21 protein-coding genes (1 of these 21 running past the window's edge) are annotated in these 19,975 nt (G+C 57.4%); 14 read left to right on the plus strand and 7 right to left on the minus strand.

The annotated features are described in order from the left end of the window. The first annotated feature begins 5 nt into the window (after positions 1–5). Complete coding sequence (gene lpdA / locus ACK3EW_RS20515; protein WP_493807623.1) at positions 6–1,745, plus strand: dihydrolipoyl dehydrogenase; 1,740 nt, start codon at positions 6–8, stop codon at positions 1,743–1,745. Positions 1,746–1,800: 55 nt separating this feature from the next. On the opposite strand, the gene ACK3EW_RS20520 is transcribed toward lpdA, so the two are convergent. After that, positions 1,801–2,454, minus strand: a complete 654-nt coding sequence (locus ACK3EW_RS20520; RefSeq protein ID WP_493807624.1) for a ChrR family anti-sigma-E factor — start codon at positions 2,452–2,454, stop codon at positions 1,801–1,803. Positions 2,455–2,461: 7 nt separating this feature from the next. Next, positions 2,462–3,001: a sigma-70 family RNA polymerase sigma factor gene (locus ACK3EW_RS20525; RefSeq protein WP_085630509.1), complete on the minus strand. Its 540-nt coding sequence runs from the start codon at positions 2,999–3,001 to the stop codon at positions 2,462–2,464. 232 nt (positions 3,002–3,233) lie between these two features. Between ACK3EW_RS20525 and ACK3EW_RS20530 the strand changes: the two genes are divergently transcribed. From ACK3EW_RS20530 to ACK3EW_RS20555, 6 genes are read left to right on the plus strand one after another with little or no spacing between them, the layout of a single operon-like run. Further along, positions 3,234–4,532: an NAD(P)/FAD-dependent oxidoreductase gene (locus ACK3EW_RS20530; protein WP_493807625.1), complete on the plus strand. Its 1,299-nt coding sequence runs from the start codon at positions 3,234–3,236 to the stop codon at positions 4,530–4,532. Continuing rightward, a complete protein-coding gene (locus ACK3EW_RS20535; RefSeq protein ID WP_493807626.1) occupies positions 4,529–5,284 on the plus strand; it encodes a DUF1365 domain-containing protein in 756 nt (251 codons plus the stop codon). Before ACK3EW_RS20530 ends, ACK3EW_RS20535 begins: the two co-directional genes overlap by 4 nt. Continuing rightward, positions 5,284–6,516, plus strand: a complete 1,233-nt coding sequence (locus ACK3EW_RS20540) for an MFS transporter (protein WP_493807627.1) — start codon at positions 5,284–5,286, stop codon at positions 6,514–6,516. The genes ACK3EW_RS20535 and ACK3EW_RS20540 overlap by 1 nt, the downstream gene beginning before the upstream one ends. 4 nt (positions 6,517–6,520) lie before the next feature. Further along, positions 6,521–7,087: a DUF3833 family protein gene (locus ACK3EW_RS20545; RefSeq protein WP_439118667.1), complete on the plus strand. Its 567-nt coding sequence runs from the start codon at positions 6,521–6,523 to the stop codon at positions 7,085–7,087. Then, positions 7,084–7,815 (plus strand): SDR family NAD(P)-dependent oxidoreductase, encoded by a 732-nt coding sequence (locus tag ACK3EW_RS20550; RefSeq protein ID WP_493807628.1) that lies wholly within the window; start codon positions 7,084–7,086, stop codon positions 7,813–7,815. The genes ACK3EW_RS20545 and ACK3EW_RS20550 overlap by 4 nt, the downstream gene beginning before the upstream one ends. Positions 7,816–7,875: 60 nt before the next feature. After that, the gene (locus tag ACK3EW_RS20555) at positions 7,876–8,193 is read left to right on the plus strand and encodes a DUF3775 domain-containing protein (protein WP_085630521.1); all 318 of its coding nucleotides are present in this window, start codon (positions 7,876–7,878) and stop codon (positions 8,191–8,193) included. Between the two features lie 3 nt (positions 8,194–8,196). Here ACK3EW_RS20555 and ACK3EW_RS20560 read toward each other — a convergent pair whose 3' ends face one another. Beyond that, a complete protein-coding gene (locus ACK3EW_RS20560) occupies positions 8,197–9,450 on the minus strand; it encodes a DNA polymerase IV (protein WP_493807629.1) in 1,254 nt (417 codons plus the stop codon). 65 nt (positions 9,451–9,515) lie between these two features. On the opposite strand from ACK3EW_RS20560, the gene ACK3EW_RS20565 reads away from it, so the two are divergent. Continuing rightward, positions 9,516–9,914, plus strand: coding sequence for an NUDIX domain-containing protein (locus tag ACK3EW_RS20565; RefSeq protein ID WP_493807630.1), 399 nt, complete (start codon positions 9,516–9,518; stop codon positions 9,912–9,914). Here ACK3EW_RS20565 and pyrF read toward each other — a convergent pair. Beyond that, on the minus strand, positions 9,899–10,615 hold the full coding sequence (gene pyrF, locus ACK3EW_RS20570) for an orotidine-5'-phosphate decarboxylase (protein ID WP_493807631.1): 717 nt from the start codon (positions 10,613–10,615) through the stop codon (positions 9,899–9,901). The genes ACK3EW_RS20565 and pyrF overlap by 16 nt on opposite strands. A gap of 382 nt (positions 10,616–10,997) precedes the next feature. Between pyrF and clpB the strand changes: the two genes are divergently transcribed. Together clpB and ACK3EW_RS20580 are read left to right on the plus strand one after the other, a co-directional pair. After that, complete coding sequence (gene clpB, locus ACK3EW_RS20575) at positions 10,998–13,613, plus strand: ATP-dependent chaperone ClpB (protein WP_493807632.1); 2,616 nt, start codon at positions 10,998–11,000, stop codon at positions 13,611–13,613. Between the two features lie 167 nt (positions 13,614–13,780). Beyond that, positions 13,781–14,437 carry an MT-A70 family methyltransferase gene (locus tag ACK3EW_RS20580; RefSeq protein ID WP_439121165.1) on the plus strand — a complete coding sequence of 219 codons (657 nt, stop codon included), beginning with the start codon at positions 13,781–13,783 and terminating at the stop codon, positions 14,435–14,437. Positions 14,438–14,497: 60 nt separating this feature from the next. On the opposite strand, the gene ACK3EW_RS20585 is transcribed toward ACK3EW_RS20580, so the two are convergent. The 3 genes from ACK3EW_RS20585 to ACK3EW_RS20595 form a co-directional block, all read right to left on the minus strand. Continuing rightward, positions 14,498–15,232, minus strand: a complete 735-nt coding sequence (locus ACK3EW_RS20585; protein ID WP_493807633.1) for a BglII/BstYI family type II restriction endonuclease — start codon at positions 15,230–15,232, stop codon at positions 14,498–14,500. Positions 15,233–15,360: 128 nt separating this feature from the next. Next, a complete protein-coding gene (locus tag ACK3EW_RS20590; protein ID WP_085630535.1) occupies positions 15,361–15,846 on the minus strand; it encodes a fasciclin domain-containing protein in 486 nt (161 codons plus the stop codon). A 187-nt stretch (positions 15,847–16,033) separates the two neighbouring features. Next, complete coding sequence (locus tag ACK3EW_RS20595; protein ID WP_493807634.1) at positions 16,034–16,477, minus strand: DUF302 domain-containing protein; 444 nt, start codon at positions 16,475–16,477, stop codon at positions 16,034–16,036. Between the two features lie 101 nt (positions 16,478–16,578). On the opposite strand from ACK3EW_RS20595, the gene ACK3EW_RS20600 reads away from it, so the two are divergent. The 4 genes from ACK3EW_RS20600 to msrP all read left to right on the plus strand — a co-directional run. Beyond that, a complete protein-coding gene (locus ACK3EW_RS20600) occupies positions 16,579–18,063 on the plus strand; it encodes an FMN-binding glutamate synthase family protein (protein ID WP_493807635.1) in 1,485 nt (494 codons plus the stop codon). Then, positions 18,060–18,491, plus strand: a complete 432-nt coding sequence (locus tag ACK3EW_RS20605) for a VOC family protein (protein WP_493807636.1) — start codon at positions 18,060–18,062, stop codon at positions 18,489–18,491. The genes ACK3EW_RS20600 and ACK3EW_RS20605 overlap by 4 nt, the downstream gene beginning before the upstream one ends. Before the next feature lie 93 nt (positions 18,492–18,584). Then, the gene (gene rpiB, locus ACK3EW_RS20610; RefSeq protein ID WP_493807637.1) at positions 18,585–19,025 is read left to right on the plus strand and encodes a ribose 5-phosphate isomerase B; all 441 of its coding nucleotides are present in this window, start codon (positions 18,585–18,587) and stop codon (positions 19,023–19,025) included. Between the two features lie 139 nt (positions 19,026–19,164). After that, positions 19,165–19,975, plus strand: partial view of a protein-methionine-sulfoxide reductase catalytic subunit MsrP gene (gene msrP / locus ACK3EW_RS20615; protein ID WP_493807638.1) — the 5' portion only. The gene runs 95 nt beyond the window's last position; only the first 811 of its 906 coding nucleotides appear in the window; it begins with the start codon at positions 19,165–19,167; its stop codon lies off the right edge, out of view.

The following is a 19,975-nucleotide window of genomic DNA, read 5'->3' on the forward strand; positions in this document are numbered from 1 at the left end:
ATCTGATGGATGTTAAAGTACCCGATATCGGGGATTTCAAAGACGTACCCGTTGTGACCGTTCTGGTCAGCGTGGGCGATATGGTTTCCGCCGAAGATCCGCTGATCGAATTGGAATCTGACAAGGCGACAATGGAAGTACCATCGCCGGCGGCTGGCAAGATCGCCGAGATCAAGGTGGCCGAAGGTGACAAGGTCTCCGAAGGCACCGTGATCATGGTTCTAGAAAGCGCGGACGCCAAAGCGGACGAGGCGCCAAAGGTGGCAGAGGAAGCGCCTGAAGCGCCGAAATCTGTCGCGGCCACCGGCACAGCGTCCGGCAAGGGCGATGTGCATGCCGAAGTGGTGGTTCTGGGCTCTGGCCCCGGTGGCTACACGGCAGCATTCCGGGCCGCTGATCTAGGCAAGAAAGTTGTCCTGATCGAAAAGTATCCGTCGCTGGGTGGTGTGTGTCTGAACGTGGGCTGTATTCCGTCCAAGGCGCTGCTGCATGTTGCCAAGGTGATCACTGAGGCCGAGGAAATGTCCTCGCACGGGATCAGTTTTGGCAAGCCAAAGATCGACCTAGATGAATTGCGCGACTTCAAGAACAGCGTTGTTGGTCAGTTGACTGGCGGTCTGAGTGGTCTTGCCAAGGGTCGGAAAGTTCAGGTCGTCCAAGGCTATGGCACCTTTACCGGGCCGAACATGATCGAAGTGATCGGTGACAGCGGTAAGACCAATGTCAGCTTTGACCAGTGCATCATCGCCGCTGGCTCTGAGCCTGTGAACCTGCCGTTCATCCCGCATGACGACGAGCGGGTGATCGACTCGACCGGAGCTTTGGAGCTGAGGGACATACCGAAGCGGATGCTCATTCTGGGCGGTGGCATCATCGGTCTGGAAATGGCATGTGTCTATGACGCGTTGGGATCGAAGATTTCGGTCGTGGAGTTCATGGACCAGCTGATGCCGGGGGCTGACAAGGACATCGTCAAGCCACTGCACAAGCGGATCGAGGGCCGGTACGAAAACATCTGGCTCAAGACCAAGGTGACGAATGTCGAGGCGCAGAAGAAGGGTCTCAAGGTCACGTTCGAGAACGACAAGGGCGAGACCTTTGACGATACGTTCGACAAGGTGCTAGTGGCCGTGGGTCGCAAGCCGAATGGCAAGGTGATCGATGCCGAAAAGGCCGGTGTGGTTGTGGATGACCGTGGCTTTATCGCCGTGGACAAGCAGCAGCGCACTGGTGTGCCGCATATCTTCGCCATTGGTGATGTGGTCGGCCAGCCGATGCTGGCGCACAAGGCCGTGCATGAAGGCAAGGTCGCAGCCGAGGTTTGCGCCGGGCACAAGCGGTTCTTCGATGCGTCGCTGATCCCGTCGGTTGCCTATACCGATCCCGAAGTGGCGTGGTGCGGCGTGACCGAAACGCAGGCCAAGGCGCAGGGCATCAAGTACGAAAAGGGCGTGTTCCCGTGGGTGGCCTCTGGCCGGTCCCTGGCGAATGGACGGAACGAGGGCATCACCAAGCTTTTGTTCGATCCCGAAGATGACCGCGTGATTGGCGCTTGCATCGTGGGCACCAATGCGGGCGATCTGATTTCGGAAGTGGCGCTGGCCATCGAGATGGGCGCGGATGCGGTTGATCTGGGCCACACGATCCACCCACACCCGACATTGTCTGAGACGGTGAACTTTGCAGCCGAGATGTTCGAAGGCACAATCACCGATCTGATGCCGCCGAAGAAGAAAAAAGCCTAAGCACAAAAAAAAAGGGGGCCGATTGGCCCCCTTTTTTGTTGGTCTGTCGGTCGGCTTATATGCCGAGAAACGGCTGCGCGATGCGCGGTACCAGACCTTTGAATTTAAGCGGTGCATCAGTGACCGCGAGGCAGATACAATCTTCGGAAATGTCAGCGACAGGCGTATGATTCAGATCTTCGCTGGCCACTTCGATATCGCCACGCCCGAAATACCCGCCTTCATCCTGAAACGCGCCCTTGAGAACGAGAGTCAGTTCTAGCCCGTGGTGGCCGTGATCGGGGATTGCGGTACCTGCCGGGATATAGAGCAGACGGGCGGTTGCGTGCTTGGACGTTGGCAGGATCGCCTGCTTCACGCCCATGCCCGCTGAACGCCAGCGTACATTTTCCAGCCCGCCACCGACGTAATCCACCAGAGGTGCGGGCAGAACGTCGTCTTGCACCATGGCTGACGCGGGCTTGTCCTGAACCTGACTGTCTTGGGCGTGGATCATGTCCAAGACAGATTTCAAGCTGTTCTTCGCCATTTCAACGCTGGCGCAGGTGTCGAGAACGGCGCCGCCCACAGCGTCATAGCTGCCCAGTGCCGCCCTGCATTCATCGCAAAGCGAAATGTGGGTCGCGACGATCAGATTGACGGCTTCGGGCAGGTCGCCTGCCGAATAAGCCATCAAGAGATCGTCTGTAAGGTGGTGGTTTACGGTCATTTCAGTATCACTTCATCGAGTGGCGCAGTCGCTCAAGCGCCAACCTAATACGAGATTTGATCGTGCCCAGTGGCAAGCCTGTCTGATCGGCGATTTCGCTGTGAGACAGCTCGCCAAAATAGGCCTTTTCGATCAACTCTCTTTGTTTCTCGGGCAGGTCGCGCAAGGCACGACCCAGTTGCTCGCTCTCCTGTTGTAACCCGATGACCTCTGCCTGATCGGGTTCTGCTTCCGGTCCCCAAGGCAAGTCTTCGGGTTCGGGGCGCCGCTGTTTACGCAGCACGTCTATTTTCTTGTTCCGGGCGATGGTGAAAATCCACGTTGATGGACTGGCCCGGGTGGCATCGTAGAGATGCGCCTTGTTCCAAACCGTCACGAGCACTTCCTGCGCGCATTCTTCGGCAAGAGCCGCATCCATGCCAGTACGCATCAGGAAGGCCTTTACCCGCGGTCCGAAATGGCCGAACACCCGAATAAATGCTGCCTCGTCCCGCGCATCGCGGACCGCCACCATGTCATCCACCCAAGGGACGACCTCGTTTGTCATTCCTGCAATCAAACTACCCGTTCCGTTCGCGCCTACCCTGCTCGAATCGCGCATTTCCATTCCCTTGGCAACGGGAGAGGCATGGCAGTCCGAGGAAAGCACGGTTGTCGTGAACATGTAGAAGATACGGCACAAGTACAGGTTTGGATCACAGATTATTTTCTTTTTCTTTTCATCCGTTCTGTGGCTTGGAGCGTAAACAAAACTAGACACATCAGAAAGTGAGACGACTATGCCATTTGAAGCCCGCGCCAACGCTCCCAAGAAGATTGCCGTGATTGGCGCAGGGATTTCGGGGATGGGCGCAGCTCATATGCTGTCCGAGGATCATCACGTCACTCTTTACGAGGCCGAGCCTCGATTGGGGGGGCATGCGCGAACCATCGTTGCGGGCAAGAATGGAGATCAACCCGTCGATACCGGGTTCATCGTCTTCAACTATGCCAACTACCCGCATCTTGCGCGGCTGTTTAAATCACTGGATGTGCCGGTCACCAAAAGTAACATGAGCTTTGGTGCAAGCCTTGACGGAGGGCGCATCGAATACGCGCTGGCGACTTTGGGGTCGGTCTTTGCGCAGAAAAAGAACATGGTGAACCCCAAGTTCCTGCGGATGCTGGCGGACATCGCAAAGTTCAACAAGCGTGCGCTGGATGCCACCCGTGACCGGAACCTCAGCCTTGGTGCTTTCCTTGAGCAGATCGGCACAGGCGAGTGGTTCCGCGATTATTATCTGCTGCCGCTGACCGGTGCGATCTGGTCGACGCCGACGGACAAGATCATGGATTTCCCAGCACATGCTTTGGTGCAATTCATGGAGAACCACGCGCTATTGTCCGTGTCGGGCCAGCACCAATGGTATACGGTTCAAGGTGGGGCGGTCGAATATGTGCGGCGACTTGAGGCGTCGATGAAAGAGCGGAATGTCACTCTGCGCCTTGGAGCTCCGATTGACGCGGTTCGCCGTGATGCCACTGGGGCCGAGGTCAAGGCGCAGGGCGCAGAATGGGAACAGTTTGATGAGGTGGTTTTCGCCACTCATTCCGACGACACCCTGCGGCTTTTGTCCGATGCGACGCCACTGGAAAAGCGCGCTTTAGGCGCAATCAAATATCAGCCCAACCGGATTGTTCTGCACGCGGATGCGAGCATCATGCCGACGCGGCGTGTTTGCTGGTCGTCTTGGAACTATACCGAAAGCGCAGCCAAAGAGCTGAACACGATCGACCTTACCTATTGGATGAACAGCCTTCAGCCGATCCCGGAAAGCGACCCGCATTTCGTGACATTGAACACCACGCGTCCGATCCGGGAAGAGTTGATTTATGACGAATGCACCCTGCGTCATCCCGTATACGATCTTGAGGCGCTGGCTGCACAAGACACTGTGCGCGACATGAACGGAACGAACCGGACATGGTTCTGTGGCGCTTGGATGAAGAACGGTTTTCACGAAGACGGTCTTGGCAGCGCGGTGGATATTGTTGATGCGATCCGGGCGCGCAACGCGGTGGCGGTGGCTGCGGAATGACGGGTGTCGATCATATCGTCGGGCACACCTATCACGGTCGGAAAGGGAGCACGGACAACGCGTTTCGCTATTCCATCGACTATGTGATGGTGGATGCCGAGGCAAAGCCGAAGACACCGTGGCTCTTTTCCCGCAACAAGGGCAACGTGGCGAGCTTGCAGGACTGCGACCACGGCGGAGCGCCGGGTGAAGGGCGCGGAGCCGTCTGGGCACGTGAGGTGCTGGATGCCCATCAAATCAGGGCGCGCGGCCGGTTGCTGTTGCTGGCGCAGCCACGGTTTCTGGGCCATGTTTTCAACCCGGTGTCGTTCTGGCTGGCGCATGACGAAGAGGAAAATCTGGTTGCGGTGATCGCCGAGGTTTCCAACACGTTTGGCGACCGTCATTCTTACCTATGCCGAAAGTCCGACAATTCGCCCATCGGCGCGTCGGATCGGCTGCAAGCGACAAAGATCTTCTACGTCTCGCCCTTCCAGCCGGTTGAGGGCGGATACGAGTTCCGGTTTGACATCCGGCCCGACAAAATCGGCATTTGGATTGATTATACGCAGGCCGCGGGTGGCTTGATTGCAACCCTGACAGGCCCACGCAAGACGATCAGCAACGGGTCGATCCTGCGGTCGTTGCTGCGGCGTCCATTTGGGTCACGCCGGGTTTTGGCGCTGATCCATTGGCAGGCGCTGAAGCTGTGGCGGAAAGGATCGCGTTATCGCACTCGCACCGAACCACCGTTGGAAGAAGTCAGCCAGTAATGGTAGTTGGTCGGCAAAACCTTGGTGGCTACGCGGTTTTCGCGGCGGTCCTCGCGGCGGCGGGTTTGCCGATCTATATCCATGCGCCCAAGTTTTATGTTGATGGATATGGCGTGAGCCTTGCGGCTTTGGGCTCTGTGCTGTTCGGGCTGCGTTTGTTGGACGTTGTGCAAGATCCGCTGCTGGGCAAACTTGCCGTAGCGGTACGGCATATTCAGGGGGTTGCCGTCGCTGTGACGCTTGCGATCATGGGCGCGGCAATGCTGGGGCTTTTTGCGGTAACGCCGCCGACAAACCCGATCCTGTGGTTCGCGGTGATGCTGACCTTGGTTTTTTCTGCGTTCAGTTTCCTGACCATCAATTTTTATGCCCGTGGCGTGCAGAAGGCGAAATCGCTTGGCGGCGACGTTGGTTATCTGCAGGTCGCGCGGTGGCGCGAGACCGGGGCGTTGCTTGGGGTCTGCGTGGCGTCCGTTCTGCCGTCGCTCTTTCTTGCCATCGCGTGGCCCGAATTCGTGGCATATGCCGCCGTCTTCGCGCTGGCCTGTCTTGTGGCCGGGATCGCGATGCACAACGAATGGCGCGGGGCGACGACAGAGCCATCGGCTGGTTTTGGGATTGTCCTGAAGGACCAAATCTCGCGTCGGCTGTTGCTGATCGCGTTGGTCAATGCGGCGCCGGTTGCGGTGAGTTCGACCTTGTTCCTGTTCTTTGTGGAAAGCCGCCTGGACGCGCCGGGTTGGGAAGGACCGTTGTTGCTGTTGTTCTTCTTGGCAGCGGCTGCTGCCGCTCCGCTTTGGGGGGCTTTGGCCGAACGGGTTGGTGCGAAGTCCGCGTTGCTGGCAGCGATGGTTCTGGCAATTGTCGCGTTCAGCTTTGCCATGATGCTGGGCAGCGGGGATACGATTTGGTTTGCCATCATCTGTCTGGCGTCTGGTGCTGCGGTTGGGGCAGACCTTACGCTCCTCCCGGCGGTCTTTGCGCGGCGCATGGAAACTGTCGCCCCGAACGCGTCCGAAGGCTTTGCGCTTTGGGGGTTCGTGTCGAAATTCACCCTGGCTTTTGCGGCCATCGCGTTACTGCCCATCCTTGAAGCCAGCGGGTTCGTCTCGGGTGCCGAGAACAGTGATGCCGCTCTGACGACTTTGACTTTGCTCTACGCAGGAGTGCCCTGCGCTTTGAAACTGGTGGCGATCGGCCTTCTGATCGCGACACCACTCGGAAAGGAATGACGTCATGGAGACTGTCTTTCTCGTATTTCTCGGAGCAAGCCTGATGCTTATCCTTGGCTATCTGAAGAGCCGGTATTTTGGATTCTTCGGTCAAGCTCCATCTGATTATGCAAACGCGCCCGGTGATGCGTTTGACCTGCGCACGCACCTGAACGGCGAGATCATCTGCGAAGGTGTGATTTACGGCCCGACAGGGCGTGTGACCTCGCGCTTTGTGGGCGATTTCGACGCCGCTTGGACAGGCAACACCGGGGTGATGAAGGAACGGTTTGTCTATGACAGCGGTGACGAGGTCCTACGGGAATGGAATCTTACCCTTGGCAATGACGGGCGCATCCGCGCGACTGCCTCTGACGTGGTGGGCGAAGGGCAGGGCGTGCAAAGCGGGCCGACTGTTCAGCTCAAGTATAAATACAAGCTGCCCGAAGAGCAGGGCGGGCATGTTCTCGACACAACCGACTGGATGTATCTTGCGCCGAATGGAACCATCGTGAACCGCAGCCAGTTTCGGAAATATGGAATTAAGGTGGCCGAACTGGTGGCCACGATGCGCAGGAAGGAAGCGGCGTGATTGAATGGGCAGGCAAACGGTATTGGTTGGTTGGAGCAAGCGAGGGTCTTGGCGCGGCTTTGGCGCACAAGATGAGCGCGGCCGGTGTTCACCTGATCCTGTCTGCCCGCAGTGAAGACAAATTGAACGCGCTGGCTGCAAGCCTGCCGGGCAAGTCCGAGGTTGTTACCGTTGATGTGTCCGATACCGAGTCGGTAAAGGCGGCCGCAGCAGCAGTGGGCGATATCGACGGGATCGTTCAGATCGCGGGTGTCTATTGGCCGTTTGGAGCCAACAAGTGGGACGCTGATCAGGCCATCGCGATGGCGGATATCAATTTCACAGGTGCAATGCGCCTGATGGGTGCGGTTGTTCCGAAATTTGTCGAACGTGATGCAGGGCACATCGTCCTGACCGGGTCGTTGTCCGGTTTTCGCGGATTGCCCGGGGCCGCCGCCTATACCTCGTCAAAGGCGGGGGTGATGACATTGGCAGAGTCGCTGTATGCTGATCTGCACAAAACGAATGTACGTGTGCAGTTGGTCAATCCGGGCTTTGTGAAGACCCGTCTGACTGACAAAAACGATTTCAACATGCCGTTCATCATGGAACCAGAAGACGCCGCGCGCGAGTTCTTTGAGCACATGAACACCGACGCTTTCAAACGAAGCTTTCCGACTCTGTTTTCATGGGTGTTTCGTGGCAGTCAGTTCCTGCCGGATTGGCTCTATTATCGGCTGTTTGCGTAAGATCAAAGTCAAAGATTCTTTTGTCGCCCATGTTTGGTTCAACGGCATGGGAGAATCGTAATGGAACATATCAGTGCAAACACGGTGGCGGCGGTCATCGTGATGGCCCGCGAACTGGATCGCGCCGAAGGCGAACTGCGCGCTTTCATCGATCGGATGAACGAAGAGGCGCAGGCGGCATTGGTGGCGGTGATGTGGATCGGGCGGGGCGCGTTCGAAGTCGAAGAATGGGACGAAGCGTTCGAAACAGCCATGAACGAGGCGACGACACCAACGGCGGACTATCTGATTGGAACACCTCATCTGGCGGACAATCTGGAAGCCGGGCTTGATGCGATGGGCATCTCGGCTACCGACGAAGAAAATCAGTTGATGTGATCTCTAGCGCAACGCGCGTCCCTTGAGGATTGCGTCTGGCCCAAACTTGTCGCGGATTGCATCGGTCGCACGTTCGGCCTTCGCGCGCTTGACGCCCTGTGGATCAAGCAAGTCTGCCGACACATCTGCTCCGCCGGCTGCACTCAGGTCGCTGATCCCGGCCCCCAGAAGGCGGTAGGGGCCTTGATCCCCGACCTGATCGAACAGCACGCGTGCCGTGCGATAGATGCGGTCGGCGATCTGGGTCGGGTCACTCAGCGATGTGCGCTTGGTGATCAAAGTGAAATTCGACCTCTTCAGCTTGAGCGTGACCACGCGACCTGCAAGGCTTTTAGCCTTGGCGCGGTCCGATACCTTTTCGCACATACGCCATAAATGCCCGTCCAAAAGGTCTGGATCATTGGTGTCTTCGTTGAACGTGGTTTCGTTCGAAATTGATTTCATCGGGCTGTGCGCCGAGACGCGCCGCTGATCCTGACCGCGGGCGAGGTGCCAGAGGCGATGGCCCATAGTGCCAAACCGGTGTGTGAGATCATCCAGTTCCCACCGCAGCAAATCATCAAATGTGCGAATGCCCGCTCGGTCTAGAGACTCTTGCGTGGCGGTGCCGACCCCCCAAATCAGACGCACGGGTTTTGGTCGCAGGAAGGCCTCGGTTTCCGCTTTGCCGATCACCGAAAAGCCGCGCGGTTTGTCGAGGTCCGACGCGATCTTGGCAAGGAATTTGTTGTGGCTGAGGCCGATGGAGCCTGACAGACGCAATTCCTCCCGCATGCGTTTGATCAGACGCGCCAGCATCACGGCAGGAGGATGGCCATGCAGGCGTGCCGTCCCGGTCAGGTCGATGAAGGCTTCATCCAGTGAAAGAGGTTCGATTGATGGGGTCAGCTCCTCCATCAAATGCCGGATGGCGCGCGATGCTTCGACATAAGCATCCATTCGCGGCTTGACGATCACGGCATCGGGACACAGCTGCAGCGCCTTGAACATTGGCATCGCCGATCGCACGCCCCTGATCCGCGCGACATAACAGGCGGTCGACACTACCCCACGTCGGCCGCCACCGATGATCACGGGCTTGTCTGCGAGTTCGGGATTGTCACGTTTTTCGACAGACGCATAGAACGCGTCACAGTCCATGTGCGCGATGCTCAGATCATAGAGTTCAGGATGGGAGATCACACGCGGGCTTCGGCACGTCGGGCAGCGCGCACCGGCGTCAAATTCAGTCAGGCAATCACGACAAAGGGCGGGCATGGCTTGGGTATCCGAACGAGCCTGTGCAGGGTACACCCAGCTTGGGTCAGACAAAAGGTTGGTTCATGCAGGACTTTGGCGGAGCAAAGCTCATTCTGTTTATCGGAGATCGGATTGTCGTCCTGCGTCGTGACCAAAAGCCGGATATTCCGTGGCCGGGACGGTTGGATCTGCCGGGTGGGGGACGCGAACGGGATGAAACAGCCGAAGCCTGTGTTCTGCGCGAAACCCGCGAAGAGGTTGGCCTGTATCTAGAGCCGAGCGCGCTTGTCTGGCGGCAACAGCTTAACCGGGGCGTATTCTTTGACGCACATCTTCCAGCGCATTCGGAGGAACAGATCGTATTGGGTAGCGAAGGGCAGGGCTGGTTCTTGATGGAGCCTAACACATATGTTGCACACCCGGAGGCGATTCCGCATTTTGCTGAAATGGTAAAGGCTTACAGGGATCAGGCGTTTGGTTGAATTGCCTGTGTTGACTGCATCTCGGCCACGATGGCCTTGGCCGCTGCGCGCGGATCGGCAGCTTTCCAGACCGGGCGCCCGACAACGATGTGATCTACGCCGTTCTTGACTGCATTTGCCGGTGTCGCAACACGTTTTTGATCACCAAGATCTGCCCCTGCAGGCCGCAAGCCCGGTGTCACGATCAAACGATCCTTGGCTTCGGGCAACGCGCGGATTAGGGCGGCTTCGTTTGGCGAGGAGATCACACCATCCGCACCTGCATCGAAGGCCCGGCCCGCACGTTCGACTACAAGGTCAGACACGTCGCCGTCTTTTATCAACGCGCCGTCCAGATCGCTGCGTTCAAGCGAGGTGAGGATGGTTACAGCAAGGATCTTTAGGTCAGACCCGGCAGCGCCTTCTTTGGCAGCGCGGACGACATAGGGATCACCATGTACCGTAAGGAAATCCAGATCGAATTGAGCAAGACCACGAACTGCAGCTTCAACCGTCGCTCCGATATCGAACAGCTTCATGTCAAGAAAGATGCGTTTGCCGTGTTCTCGCTTGAGTTCGTCAGCTAACGCCAGCCCGCCTCCCGTCAGCATACCGAGGCCGATTTTGTAGAACGAAACAGAATCCCCAAGTTTTTCGGCAAGCTCAAGCCCGGCCAGTGCATTCGGTACATCCAGCGCTACGATCAGACGGTCATCGGACATGGGCATTTCCCCTCGCAAGTTCGCCCCGTCTTACAACCGTGCGAGCAAGCGTCAAGGAACAACGGTCTGGACTACGCGTTCTCTTCTCAACACAGGAGAGACAGATGCAGTCAAACGGCAGTCTAAAGACCAGATTTTCCATTGTCCGGCCTTTGGTGATCATTACCGCCGCAGTGGTTTTGGTAGGATGGGCTATTTCTCAGATCGGATCGGGCGATTACGCAAAATCCAACCCGTATCTTACGGACGTTTTGAGCGAGCCAAGCTCTCGCTCTTGAACAGGGGTGTATTTGTCCCCATTTCTTTTGCGAAGGCCCCACTATGGGACGTGCCGAATTCGGGCGTTTCCGATCACAGGGGTGCTTGGCGAAAGGAGAATGCCATGAACTTAGAGAAGTTCACGGAACGGTCGCGTGGGTTTATCCAGGCGGCACAGACCATTGCAATGCGGGAAAGCCATCAGCGGCTGGCACCCGAACACATCCTCAAAGCTTTGATGGACGATGATCAGGGACTTGCGTCGAACCTGATCCAGCGGGCTGGCGGTGCGCCACAGCGCGTTGTGCAGGCTTTGGACGGCAAGCTGGCCAAGATTCCAAAAGTATCTGGTGATGCCGGACAGGTGTATCTGGACAGCGCTACCGGCAAGGTGCTGGACGAGGCTGAGACGATCGCGAAAAAAGCTGGCGACAGTTTTGTTCCGGTTGAACGCATCCTCATGGCGCTTGCCATGGTCAAAAGCGCAGCGAAAGAAGCGCTGGATGCCGGCGCGGTGAACGCGCAGTCATTGAATTCCGCGATCAACGACATTCGCAAAGGTCGAACCGCTGACAGTGCCAGTGCCGAAGATCAGTACGAAGCATTGAAGAAGTTCACACTGGATCTGACCGAACGTGCCCGTGAAGGCAAAATCGACCCGATCATTGGCCGGGACGATGAAATTCGTCGTGCCATGCAGGTGCTCAGCCGTCGGACCAAGAACAACCCCGTTCTGATCGGGGAGCCGGGTGTGGGTAAGACCGCGATTGCCGAAGGCCTTGCGTTGCGCATCGTCAATGGTGACGTGCCGGAATCCTTGCGCAACAAACGTCTGTTGGCTCTCGACATGGGCGCGCTGATCGCTGGTGCGAAATATCGCGGTGAGTTCGAGGAACGTCTGAAAGGCATTCTGTCCGAAGTGACGAGCGCTGCGGGCGAAATAATCCTGTTCATTGACGAGATGCACACGCTGGTGGGCGCCGGTAAGGCGGATGGCGCGATGGATGCGGCCAACCTGATCAAGCCTGCTTTGGCACGGGGTGAACTGCATTGTATCGGTGCAACCACGCTGGATGAATATCGCAAGCATGTCGAGAAAGACGCGGCTTTGGCCCGTCGCTTCCAGCCTGTGATGGTGTCAGAGCCGACAGTCGAAGACACGATCTCGATCCTGCGGGGCATCAAGGAAAAGTACGAATTGCACCATGGTGTGCGGATTTCGGACAGCGCCTTGGTGGCAGCAGCAACGCTGTCGCATCGCTACATCACGGATCGGTTCCTGCCGGACAAAGCCATCGACCTGATGGACGAAGCGGCAGCGCGTCTGCGGATGGAAGTCGACAGCAAGCCTGAAGAACTCGACAACCTGGACCGCGATATTCTGCAAAAGCAGATCGAGGCGGAAGCCTTGCGTCTTGAGGACGATCAGGCATCCAAGGACCGTCTTGCCAAGCTGGAAAAAGACCTTGCCGATTTGCAGGACAAGTCGTCGGAAATGACGGCGAAGTGGCAGGCGGAACGGGACAAGTTGGCGTCGGCACGCGATGTGAAAGAGCAACTCGACAAGGCGCGGGCCGAGCTTGAGATCGCCAAACGCGAAGGCAACCTCGCCAAGGCGGGTGAGCTGTCTTATGGCGTGATCCCGCAGCTTGAGAAGAAGCTGGCCGAGACCGAAAGCACTGACGATGGTGTCATGGTCGAGGAGGCGGTGCGCCCCGAGCAGATCGCGGGTGTGGTGGAACGCTGGACCGGTATCCCGACCTCGAAGATGCTGGAAGGAGAACGGGACAAGCTCTTGCGGATGGAAGACGGTCTGCACAAGCGGGTCATCGGTCAGGATCAGGCGGTGCGCGCCATCGCCAACGCAGTGCGCCGCGCGCGGGCTGGTCTGAACGATGAGAACCGTCCGTTGGGCAGTTTCCTGTTCCTCGGGCCGACCGGCGTCGGCAAGACCGAATTGACCAAGGCGGTGGCCGAGTTCCTATTCGACGACGACAACGCCATGGTGCGGATCGATATGTCCGAGTTCATGGAGAAACACGCGGTATCCCGTCTGATCGGCGCGCCTCCGGGCTATGTCGGCTATGATGAGGGCGGTGTTCTGACCGAAGCTGTGCGGCGGCGACCCTATCAGGTTGTATTGTTCGACGAGGTCGAAAAGGCACATCCGGACGTGTTCAACGTGCTGTTGCAGGTTCTTGATGATGGCGTGCTGACCGATGGTCAGGGCCGGACCGTGGACTTCAAGCAGACGCTGATCGTGCTGACGTCGAACCTTGGATCGCAAGCGCTGAGCCAACTGCCGGATGGTGCGGACCCGAGCCAGGCCAAGCGCGATGTGATGGATGCGGTGCGGGCGCATTTCCGGCCCGAGTTCCTGAACCGTTTGGACGAAACCGTGATCTTCGACCGGCTCAAGCGCGAGGATATGCACGGGATCGTGGACATTCAGATGGCGCGTTTGCTCAAGCGGCTTGCTGCGCGCAAGATCGACCTGCAACTGGACGATGCCGCACGCAAATGGCTGGCCGAAGAAGGGTACGATCCGGTGTTTGGTGCTCGTCCCTTGAAGCGGGTGATCCAGCGTGCGCTGCAGGACCCACTGGCTGAAATGCTGCTGGCCGGAGACATCGCGGATGGTGATCTGGTACCGGTGACGGCGGGTGCTGACGGTCTTATCATCGGGGACCGTGTGGCCGCATCCAACAGGCCGCGTCCGGACGATGCCGTAGTGCATTAAGCTTTGACGGAAGTGACAAAGGAAAGGCGGGGGAGATCCCGCCTTTTTCGCGTTTGCCAATCGTTAAGGCTTGGCGCGCAAAATCGCTGTGGACAGCTTGTGATCTTTGTTTGCCCGATACCAAATATTGATTTAGACAGGTGTGAACCCACAATAAGAGGTGAGTCATGACAGCTGCGGACGATCTGCGCAATTTTCTGGGCGACGACCGTTTTGCCACCGTTATGGCAGACCCGCCGTGGCGGTTCCAAAACCGTACCGGCAAGGTTGCGCCCGAGCACAAACGTTTGGCGCGCTATCCCACGATGGAGCTTGATGAAATTTGTGCTTTGCCTGTGGCGGAACATCTTGAGGACCGCGCGCATTGCTATCTCTGGGTGCCGAACGCGCTATTGCCGGAAGGACTACAGGTCTTGAAGGCTTGGGGATTTGAGTACAAGTCCAACATCATCTGGGAAAAGGTGCGCAAGGATGGTGGTCCGGATGGCCGGGGTGTTGGATTCTACTTCCGCAACGTAACGGAAATCCTGTTGTTCGGCGTGCGCGGCAAGGATGTTCGGACATTGGGGCCGGGTCGGTCGCAGGTGAACTACATTGAAGCCGAAGAGCCGGACGGTGACGTGCTGAAGACCCGCAAGCGCGAACACAGCCGCAAGCCGGACGAGCAGTACAAGATCATCGAAGGATGCTCCTGGGGTCCGTATCTGGAACTTTTCGGACGCGGCAGGCGTGACGGATGGACGGTTTGGGGCAATCAGGCGGACGACGATTACAAACCGACCTGGAAGACCTATAAACACAATTCCGGCGTGGCGGCAGAGTAAAGGCGTTTCGATCATCGAAACACGCTGGCGTGCTGAGTCATCAGCGGTGTCAATCTTCGCTCAGGCCTTGATGATAGAGGCCGGCAATCCGATCAGCAGAAGCGGACACGGGTTGCCGACGCCTCTGTCGATCCGATCTTTCAGTTTTTGCCAATGCGTGGTGGCCGCACCGAACTTATCGCTGACAAAGTGCTTGGAGAAGGCTTCGGCAAATGGTGTGTATTGGTCGATCATCCGCTGGACCGCATCGCGTTGGCGTTTGGTGCGGTCTTTCATGCCAAAAGCCTCGACCATTTCAGCCTCATTGATGAAGCTGTGCTTTTCGATGCAGCGCTGGATGATGTCGCGCATATCGTCCTGAAGGCTGGTGCCACGTGTAATCAGAATACCGACCGAGATTGCGGATTGTGCATGCAGGCGCTGAAAGTTTTCCAAGTCCCGATCAAAGAACGGGTCTTTGTTGTTCCATTCGATCTCAAGCGCGACCTTTCCCAAAGGCGTGCTGCGAATGTGGTCGATTTCGTGGCTGTTGGACACAGTTTCGCGGCCGTCCACGATCAGACGGAAGTCGAACGTGTGTTTGGGCCAGTTTTCAGCGTAGAGCCGTTTGCGCAATCGTTGCGTCGAGGGTGCCTCACCGCCGCCGGAACCGATGAGTTCCTCGGCAGGGATGCTCAGGTCAAGCAGGGCAGATTCAAGCTCGCCCGCGATTTCGGGGAAATCGACAGAAAGAATGGCACCCGCATGGTTGCGGGTTTCAACATCATATCCCTGTTGGCGCAGCTGTTCGAACATGCGCGCAGCTTAAGGCATTGATGCACCGCCTCAAGCGGCGTTTCAAAGTGCAGGAGACGTCTTTCGGTCTAGGCCACGAAAAAGGGCGGCCCGAGGGCCGCCCTTGTTTGCGCCGATGCGCGAAGGTCTTAACCTTCCGGCAGGATCACAGTGTCGATGACATGGATCACGCCGTTCGACGTTTCGATGTCGGCTGTCGTTACGGTTGCGTTTTCAACCATTACGCCGTTGTCGAGGTCGATGGTCACCGACGAACCCTGAACGGTTTCGGCTTCCATGTCGTCCATCAGGTCGGTCGACATCACTTTGCCGGGCACGACGTGGTAGGTCAGGATCGCAACAAGCTGATCTTTGTTCTCGGGCATCAGCAGGCTTTCGACGGTGCCTTCCGGCAGAGCGGCAAAGGCTTCATCTGTCGGTGCAAACACAGTGAACGGGCCTTCACCCTTCAGCGTGTCGACCAGACCTGCAGCCTGTACAGCGGCAACAAGAGTTTCGAACGTGCCAGCATCGACAGCGGTGTCGACGATATCCTTGGAGTGACCTCCGGCGAAAGCGGTGCCTGCCAGCAGGGAAGCGGCAGTTGTGAGGGCGATTGTTGTCTTACGAAACATGTGTGTCGTCCTTTTTGTCATGCATTGCGATGTGTCTCGCACATCTGATGGTTAAACGCGGACAAACAGCGTTTGGATCTGTGGGGGAATCCGCCGATGTCGCTTGACAAAATGGGCTTGCCGCCTAAGCCGCAAGTCTTTGCTTCTTCAAGTGAAATTCTTGTGATCCGGCGTCAGGATTGCGTCATCAGTCACGCCCGATTGCGGTCTTCGAAATGCCATTCAACAGCGCTTCGACCGACTTCATGGCACCGTCGGGAAAGGTCCGAAACCCGATGGTCGTGACATCCGGCCTATCGGGGCGAACCATAACAAAAATCGTGTAGGGACAGAAAACGATGTTCATCGGATCGGCCTCCATCACCTCGCGCGAAACCTTGGCCGAGCAGAAGCTATAGACGTCGGCGTTGAGAAACAGCGTGACGTCGGATCCAACATCACCCTTGGTGCGTTCCAGCATATCGCCCGTGTGGCTGACGTGGTCGATCACCAAGCCTGCGTCGAGGATCGCGTTTTCAAGCCCGAAGGTGACATCGTCAAAAGATTGTTCCGTGTCATAGGTGATCAGATCGGCGGCAGAGACCGCGGATGCCGCGAATGTCAGGGCGAGTGTGGCGAGCAGGCGTTTCATGGGGTTTCCTTTTGTGGCAAGCGTTGCCGTAAGCTGGGATGGTTGAGGTCAGTCTAACGTGTTCCTTATTATAGATGCAATGAATTGAATGTGAGGTTGATATGGGCGTCGCCATGTATGCACTGAATTTTCTGGCGCTTTTATTTGTCGGCGTGATCGGGTTGGTCATCCTTGTGGCGATTGTGCTGGGGGTCATTGACCGCACACAGACCAGCGACGCGATCAGGCGCAATTATCCGGTACTTGGGCGGTTCAGGGAACTGTTTTCGACTTTGGGAGAGTTCTTTCGCCAATATTTCTTTGCGATGGATCGCGAGGAATTGCCGTTCAATCGGGCGCAGCGTGAATGGGTCAAACGGTCAGCCGAAGGTCATGGCAACACGGTTGCCTTCGGTTCGACCCGTAACACCGGGATCGTCGGTACTCCGATTTTCGTCAATGCGCCGTTTCCGCCAATCGACAATCAGTTTGCCAAATCCGAACCCAAGGTGATCGGCCCCGGTGCGCGTATGCCGTATACAGCGACATCATTCTTCAACCTGTCAGGCATGAGTTATGGCGCAATATCGAAACCCGCTGTGCGTGCGCTAAGCAAAGGCGCGAAACGTGCGGGCATCTGGATGAACACCGGCGAGGGCGGGCTGTCACCCTATCACCTCGAAGGTGGCTGCGACATCGTCTTTCAGATCGGCACTGCCAAGTACGGTGTGCGCAACGCCAATGGTCGTTTGGATGAAGACAAGCTGCGTGACATCGCTGCGCATGAAACCGTGCGCATGTTCGAGATCAAGCTGAGCCAAGGGGCCAAACCGGGCAAGGGAGGGATCCTACCAGGCGAAAAGGTGACAACCGAGATCGCGCAGGTGCGTGGAATTCCCGTTGGCAAGGATAGTATCTCACCCAATCGCCATGAAGAGGTGGACGATTGGGACGATCTTCTTACCATGATCGACCGCGTTCGGCAGATCACGGGCAAACCGACGGGCATCAAGATGTGTGTCGGCTCTGAAGAAGGGGTTGCGGGGCTTTTCGATGCCATCGCAGCGCGTGGTGTCGATGCTGCCCCCGATTTCATCACTTTGGACGGTGGCGAAGGTGGCACCGGTGCTGCACCGATGCCATTGATTGACCTCGTTGGCATGAGTATCCGCGAGGCGCTGCCCATGGTGGCCAATATTCGCAATGCACATGGGCTTCGCGACCGCATTCCCTTGGTGGCCAGTGGCAAGCTGGTCAATCCCGGTGATGTGGCTTGGGCGCTGGCAACGGGCGCGGATTTTGTGACGTCGGCGCGCGGCTTCATGTTCGCGTTGGGCTGTATTCAGGCGCTCAAGTGCAACCGAAACACCTGTCCCACAGGAATCACGACGCACAATCCGCGGTTCCAATCTGGTTTGGTGGTCGAAGACAAAGAACTGCGTGTCGCTGCTTATGCGAAAGAGATCATCAAGGAAGTCGAGACCATCGCACATTCCGTCGGTGTGGCAGAGCCGCGTCTGATGCGCCGTATTCATGTACGCGTGGTTCAGCCTGATGGGCGCAGTATCCTGATGTCTGAGCTATGGCCGCAATCGGTGTCTGTATGACACGAGGCTTCACACCGCGTGCCTTGGGCGAAGTTGCGATCCGGTGCCGGGATTACACTGCGATGGTGGATTTCTACGAGAATATGATCGGGTTGACCGTGCTTGAGGGTGGGAGCCGCGGAGTCGCGCCACAGAGAATCACGTTCTTTCACCTTGGCGAAAGCTTTGGCGGCCATGCTGCCGTACTTGCCCTGTTCGAAGACGTCGAAGGAACTGCGCACAATGGCACCGGTTCCTCATTGCATCATATCGCCCTGAGCCTGCCATGGGATGAACAGGACGGGGCAAAGACGTGGTTGGAAGCTCATGGTCTGCCTGTTCGGTTCCAAGATTTCGATTGGGTCGGCTGGCGGGGACTTTTTACATGCGATCCCGACGGGAACACGGTGGAACTGGTTGCCGCCGTGCCGGAAGGCCGTACCGGTTAAGCGTAGTAAGCCCAAGTCATCCGGGGCAATTGACGTGACCGAACGCTTCTGGTCCAAGGCCACCAATGACATTCTTGACCGGGATCGACTGCCATGACCAACACCAAACGCATTGTTATTTCCAGCGATCACGCGGCCATCGACTTGCGTCAGGCTGTCGCCCGGCACATTGAAGCCCAGGGATGGGACGTCGTTGATATTGGCCCCACGACCCCTGAAAGCACACATTACCCTTTGCACGGACAGGCCGCTGCCGAGCGTGTGGCGTCTGGCGATTGCCGTCTTGGCATCATCCTGTGCGGCACAGGTCAGGGCATCATGATGGCGGCCAACAAGGTAAAAGGTATCCGCTGCGGCGTCTGTTCCGACACCTTTTCGGCGCGGATGATTCGTCAGCACAATGATGCGAATATCTTGTCCCTCGGTGCGCGGGTTGTTGGTGAGGGGTTGGCGTTGGATATTGTCGACGCTTTTCTGTCGGCCGAATTCGAAGGCGGCCGCCATGCTACTCGTGTAAACATGATCGAGGGCTGATCGGTCACTGGACTGCTGCCAGATGTGACGTCACACTGGCCGAACATTTCAAAACGACCACGCACACGTGAGACAAGTTGGTTTGGTCGTTTTCTCTTCTGCCTCTATGTCTTTGTTGAACACGGACAAAGAGGATTTCATGGCGCATCGTTGGAAAAACACCCTGACGGCACAGGACGTCACCCCATACTCTGCCTTCTTGAACCGCAGGCAGTTGATGGCCGGCCTTGCCGCTGGTGGTATCGCAGGGGCCTTGCCCCGTAGTGCTGCTGCACAGAACTCGCTTGAGCCAAACACGTTTGAGGAGATCACCAACTACTGCAACTATTATGAGTTCGGCACCGGCAAGGAAGATCCGGCGCGCAACGCACATCGTCTGACTATCGATCCTTGGACTGTACGGATCGACGGTCTCGTGGACAAACCCGGAGACTACAGCTTTGCCGACCTCCTGTCCCAGATGACCATTGAGGAACGCATCTACCGTTTCCGCTGTGTCGAGGCGTGGTCGATGGTTATTCCTTGGAACGGGTTTGAACTGGCCGATCTGCTGAATTGGGTCGGCGTGCAATCCAATGCAAAATACGTCGCGTTTGAGACCGCCCTACGCCCCGATGAGATGCCGGGTGTATCAAGCCGCGTGCTAGACTGGCCGTATGTTGAAGGTCTGCGCATTGATGAAGCGATGCACCCGCTAACCATGATGGCGACCGGGATCTACGGTAAGGATATCCCGAAACAAAACGGTGCCCCGATGCGTTTGGTGGTTCCATGGAAATACGGCTTCAAGTCGATCAAGTCGGTGGTCCGAATCTCATTGGTAGAAGAAGAGCCGCCCGCAAGCTGGAATGTCGCAAATCCTGCGGAATATGGCTTCTACAGCAATGTGAACCCTGAAGTGGATCATCCGCGGTGGTCGCAAGCCACGGAGCGTCGCATAGGGAGCGGGC

This window comes from Marivita sp. NO-S04, assembly GCF_059070475.1.

Coding starts and splice junctions, on each gene's coding strand:
- lpdA (WP_493807623.1), top strand. CDS start 6: ATGGATGTTAAAGTACCCGATATCGGGGATTTCAAAGACGTACCCGTT.
- ACK3EW_RS20520 (WP_493807624.1), bottom strand. CDS start 2,454: ATGACCGTAAACCACCACCTTACAGACGATCTCTTGATGGCTTATTCG.
- ACK3EW_RS20525 (WP_085630509.1), bottom strand. CDS start 3,001: ATGACAAACGAGGTCGTCCCTTGGGTGGATGACATGGTGGCGGTCCGC.
- ACK3EW_RS20530 (WP_493807625.1), top strand. CDS start 3,234: ATGCCATTTGAAGCCCGCGCCAACGCTCCCAAGAAGATTGCCGTGATT.
- ACK3EW_RS20535 (WP_493807626.1), top strand. CDS start 4,529: ATGACGGGTGTCGATCATATCGTCGGGCACACCTATCACGGTCGGAAA.
- ACK3EW_RS20540 (WP_493807627.1), top strand. CDS start 5,284: ATGGTAGTTGGTCGGCAAAACCTTGGTGGCTACGCGGTTTTCGCGGCG.
- ACK3EW_RS20545 (WP_439118667.1), top strand. CDS start 6,521: ATGGAGACTGTCTTTCTCGTATTTCTCGGAGCAAGCCTGATGCTTATC.
- ACK3EW_RS20555 (WP_085630521.1), top strand. CDS start 7,876: ATGGAACATATCAGTGCAAACACGGTGGCGGCGGTCATCGTGATGGCC.
- ACK3EW_RS20560 (WP_493807629.1), bottom strand. CDS start 9,450: ATGCCCGCCCTTTGTCGTGATTGCCTGACTGAATTTGACGCCGGTGCG.
- ACK3EW_RS20565 (WP_493807630.1), top strand. CDS start 9,516: ATGCAGGACTTTGGCGGAGCAAAGCTCATTCTGTTTATCGGAGATCGG.
- pyrF (WP_493807631.1), bottom strand. CDS start 10,615: ATGTCCGATGACCGTCTGATCGTAGCGCTGGATGTACCGAATGCACTG.
- clpB (WP_493807632.1), top strand. CDS start 10,998: ATGAACTTAGAGAAGTTCACGGAACGGTCGCGTGGGTTTATCCAGGCG.
- ACK3EW_RS20580 (WP_439121165.1), top strand. CDS start 13,781: ATGACAGCTGCGGACGATCTGCGCAATTTTCTGGGCGACGACCGTTTT.
- ACK3EW_RS20585 (WP_493807633.1), bottom strand. CDS start 15,232: ATGTTCGAACAGCTGCGCCAACAGGGATATGATGTTGAAACCCGCAAC.
- ACK3EW_RS20590 (WP_085630535.1), bottom strand. CDS start 15,846: ATGTTTCGTAAGACAACAATCGCCCTCACAACTGCCGCTTCCCTGCTG.
- ACK3EW_RS20595 (WP_493807634.1), bottom strand. CDS start 16,477: ATGAAACGCCTGCTCGCCACACTCGCCCTGACATTCGCGGCATCCGCG.
- ACK3EW_RS20600 (WP_493807635.1), top strand. CDS start 16,579: ATGGGCGTCGCCATGTATGCACTGAATTTTCTGGCGCTTTTATTTGTC.
- ACK3EW_RS20605 (WP_493807636.1), top strand. CDS start 18,060: ATGACACGAGGCTTCACACCGCGTGCCTTGGGCGAAGTTGCGATCCGG.
- rpiB (WP_493807637.1), top strand. CDS start 18,585: ATGACCAACACCAAACGCATTGTTATTTCCAGCGATCACGCGGCCATC.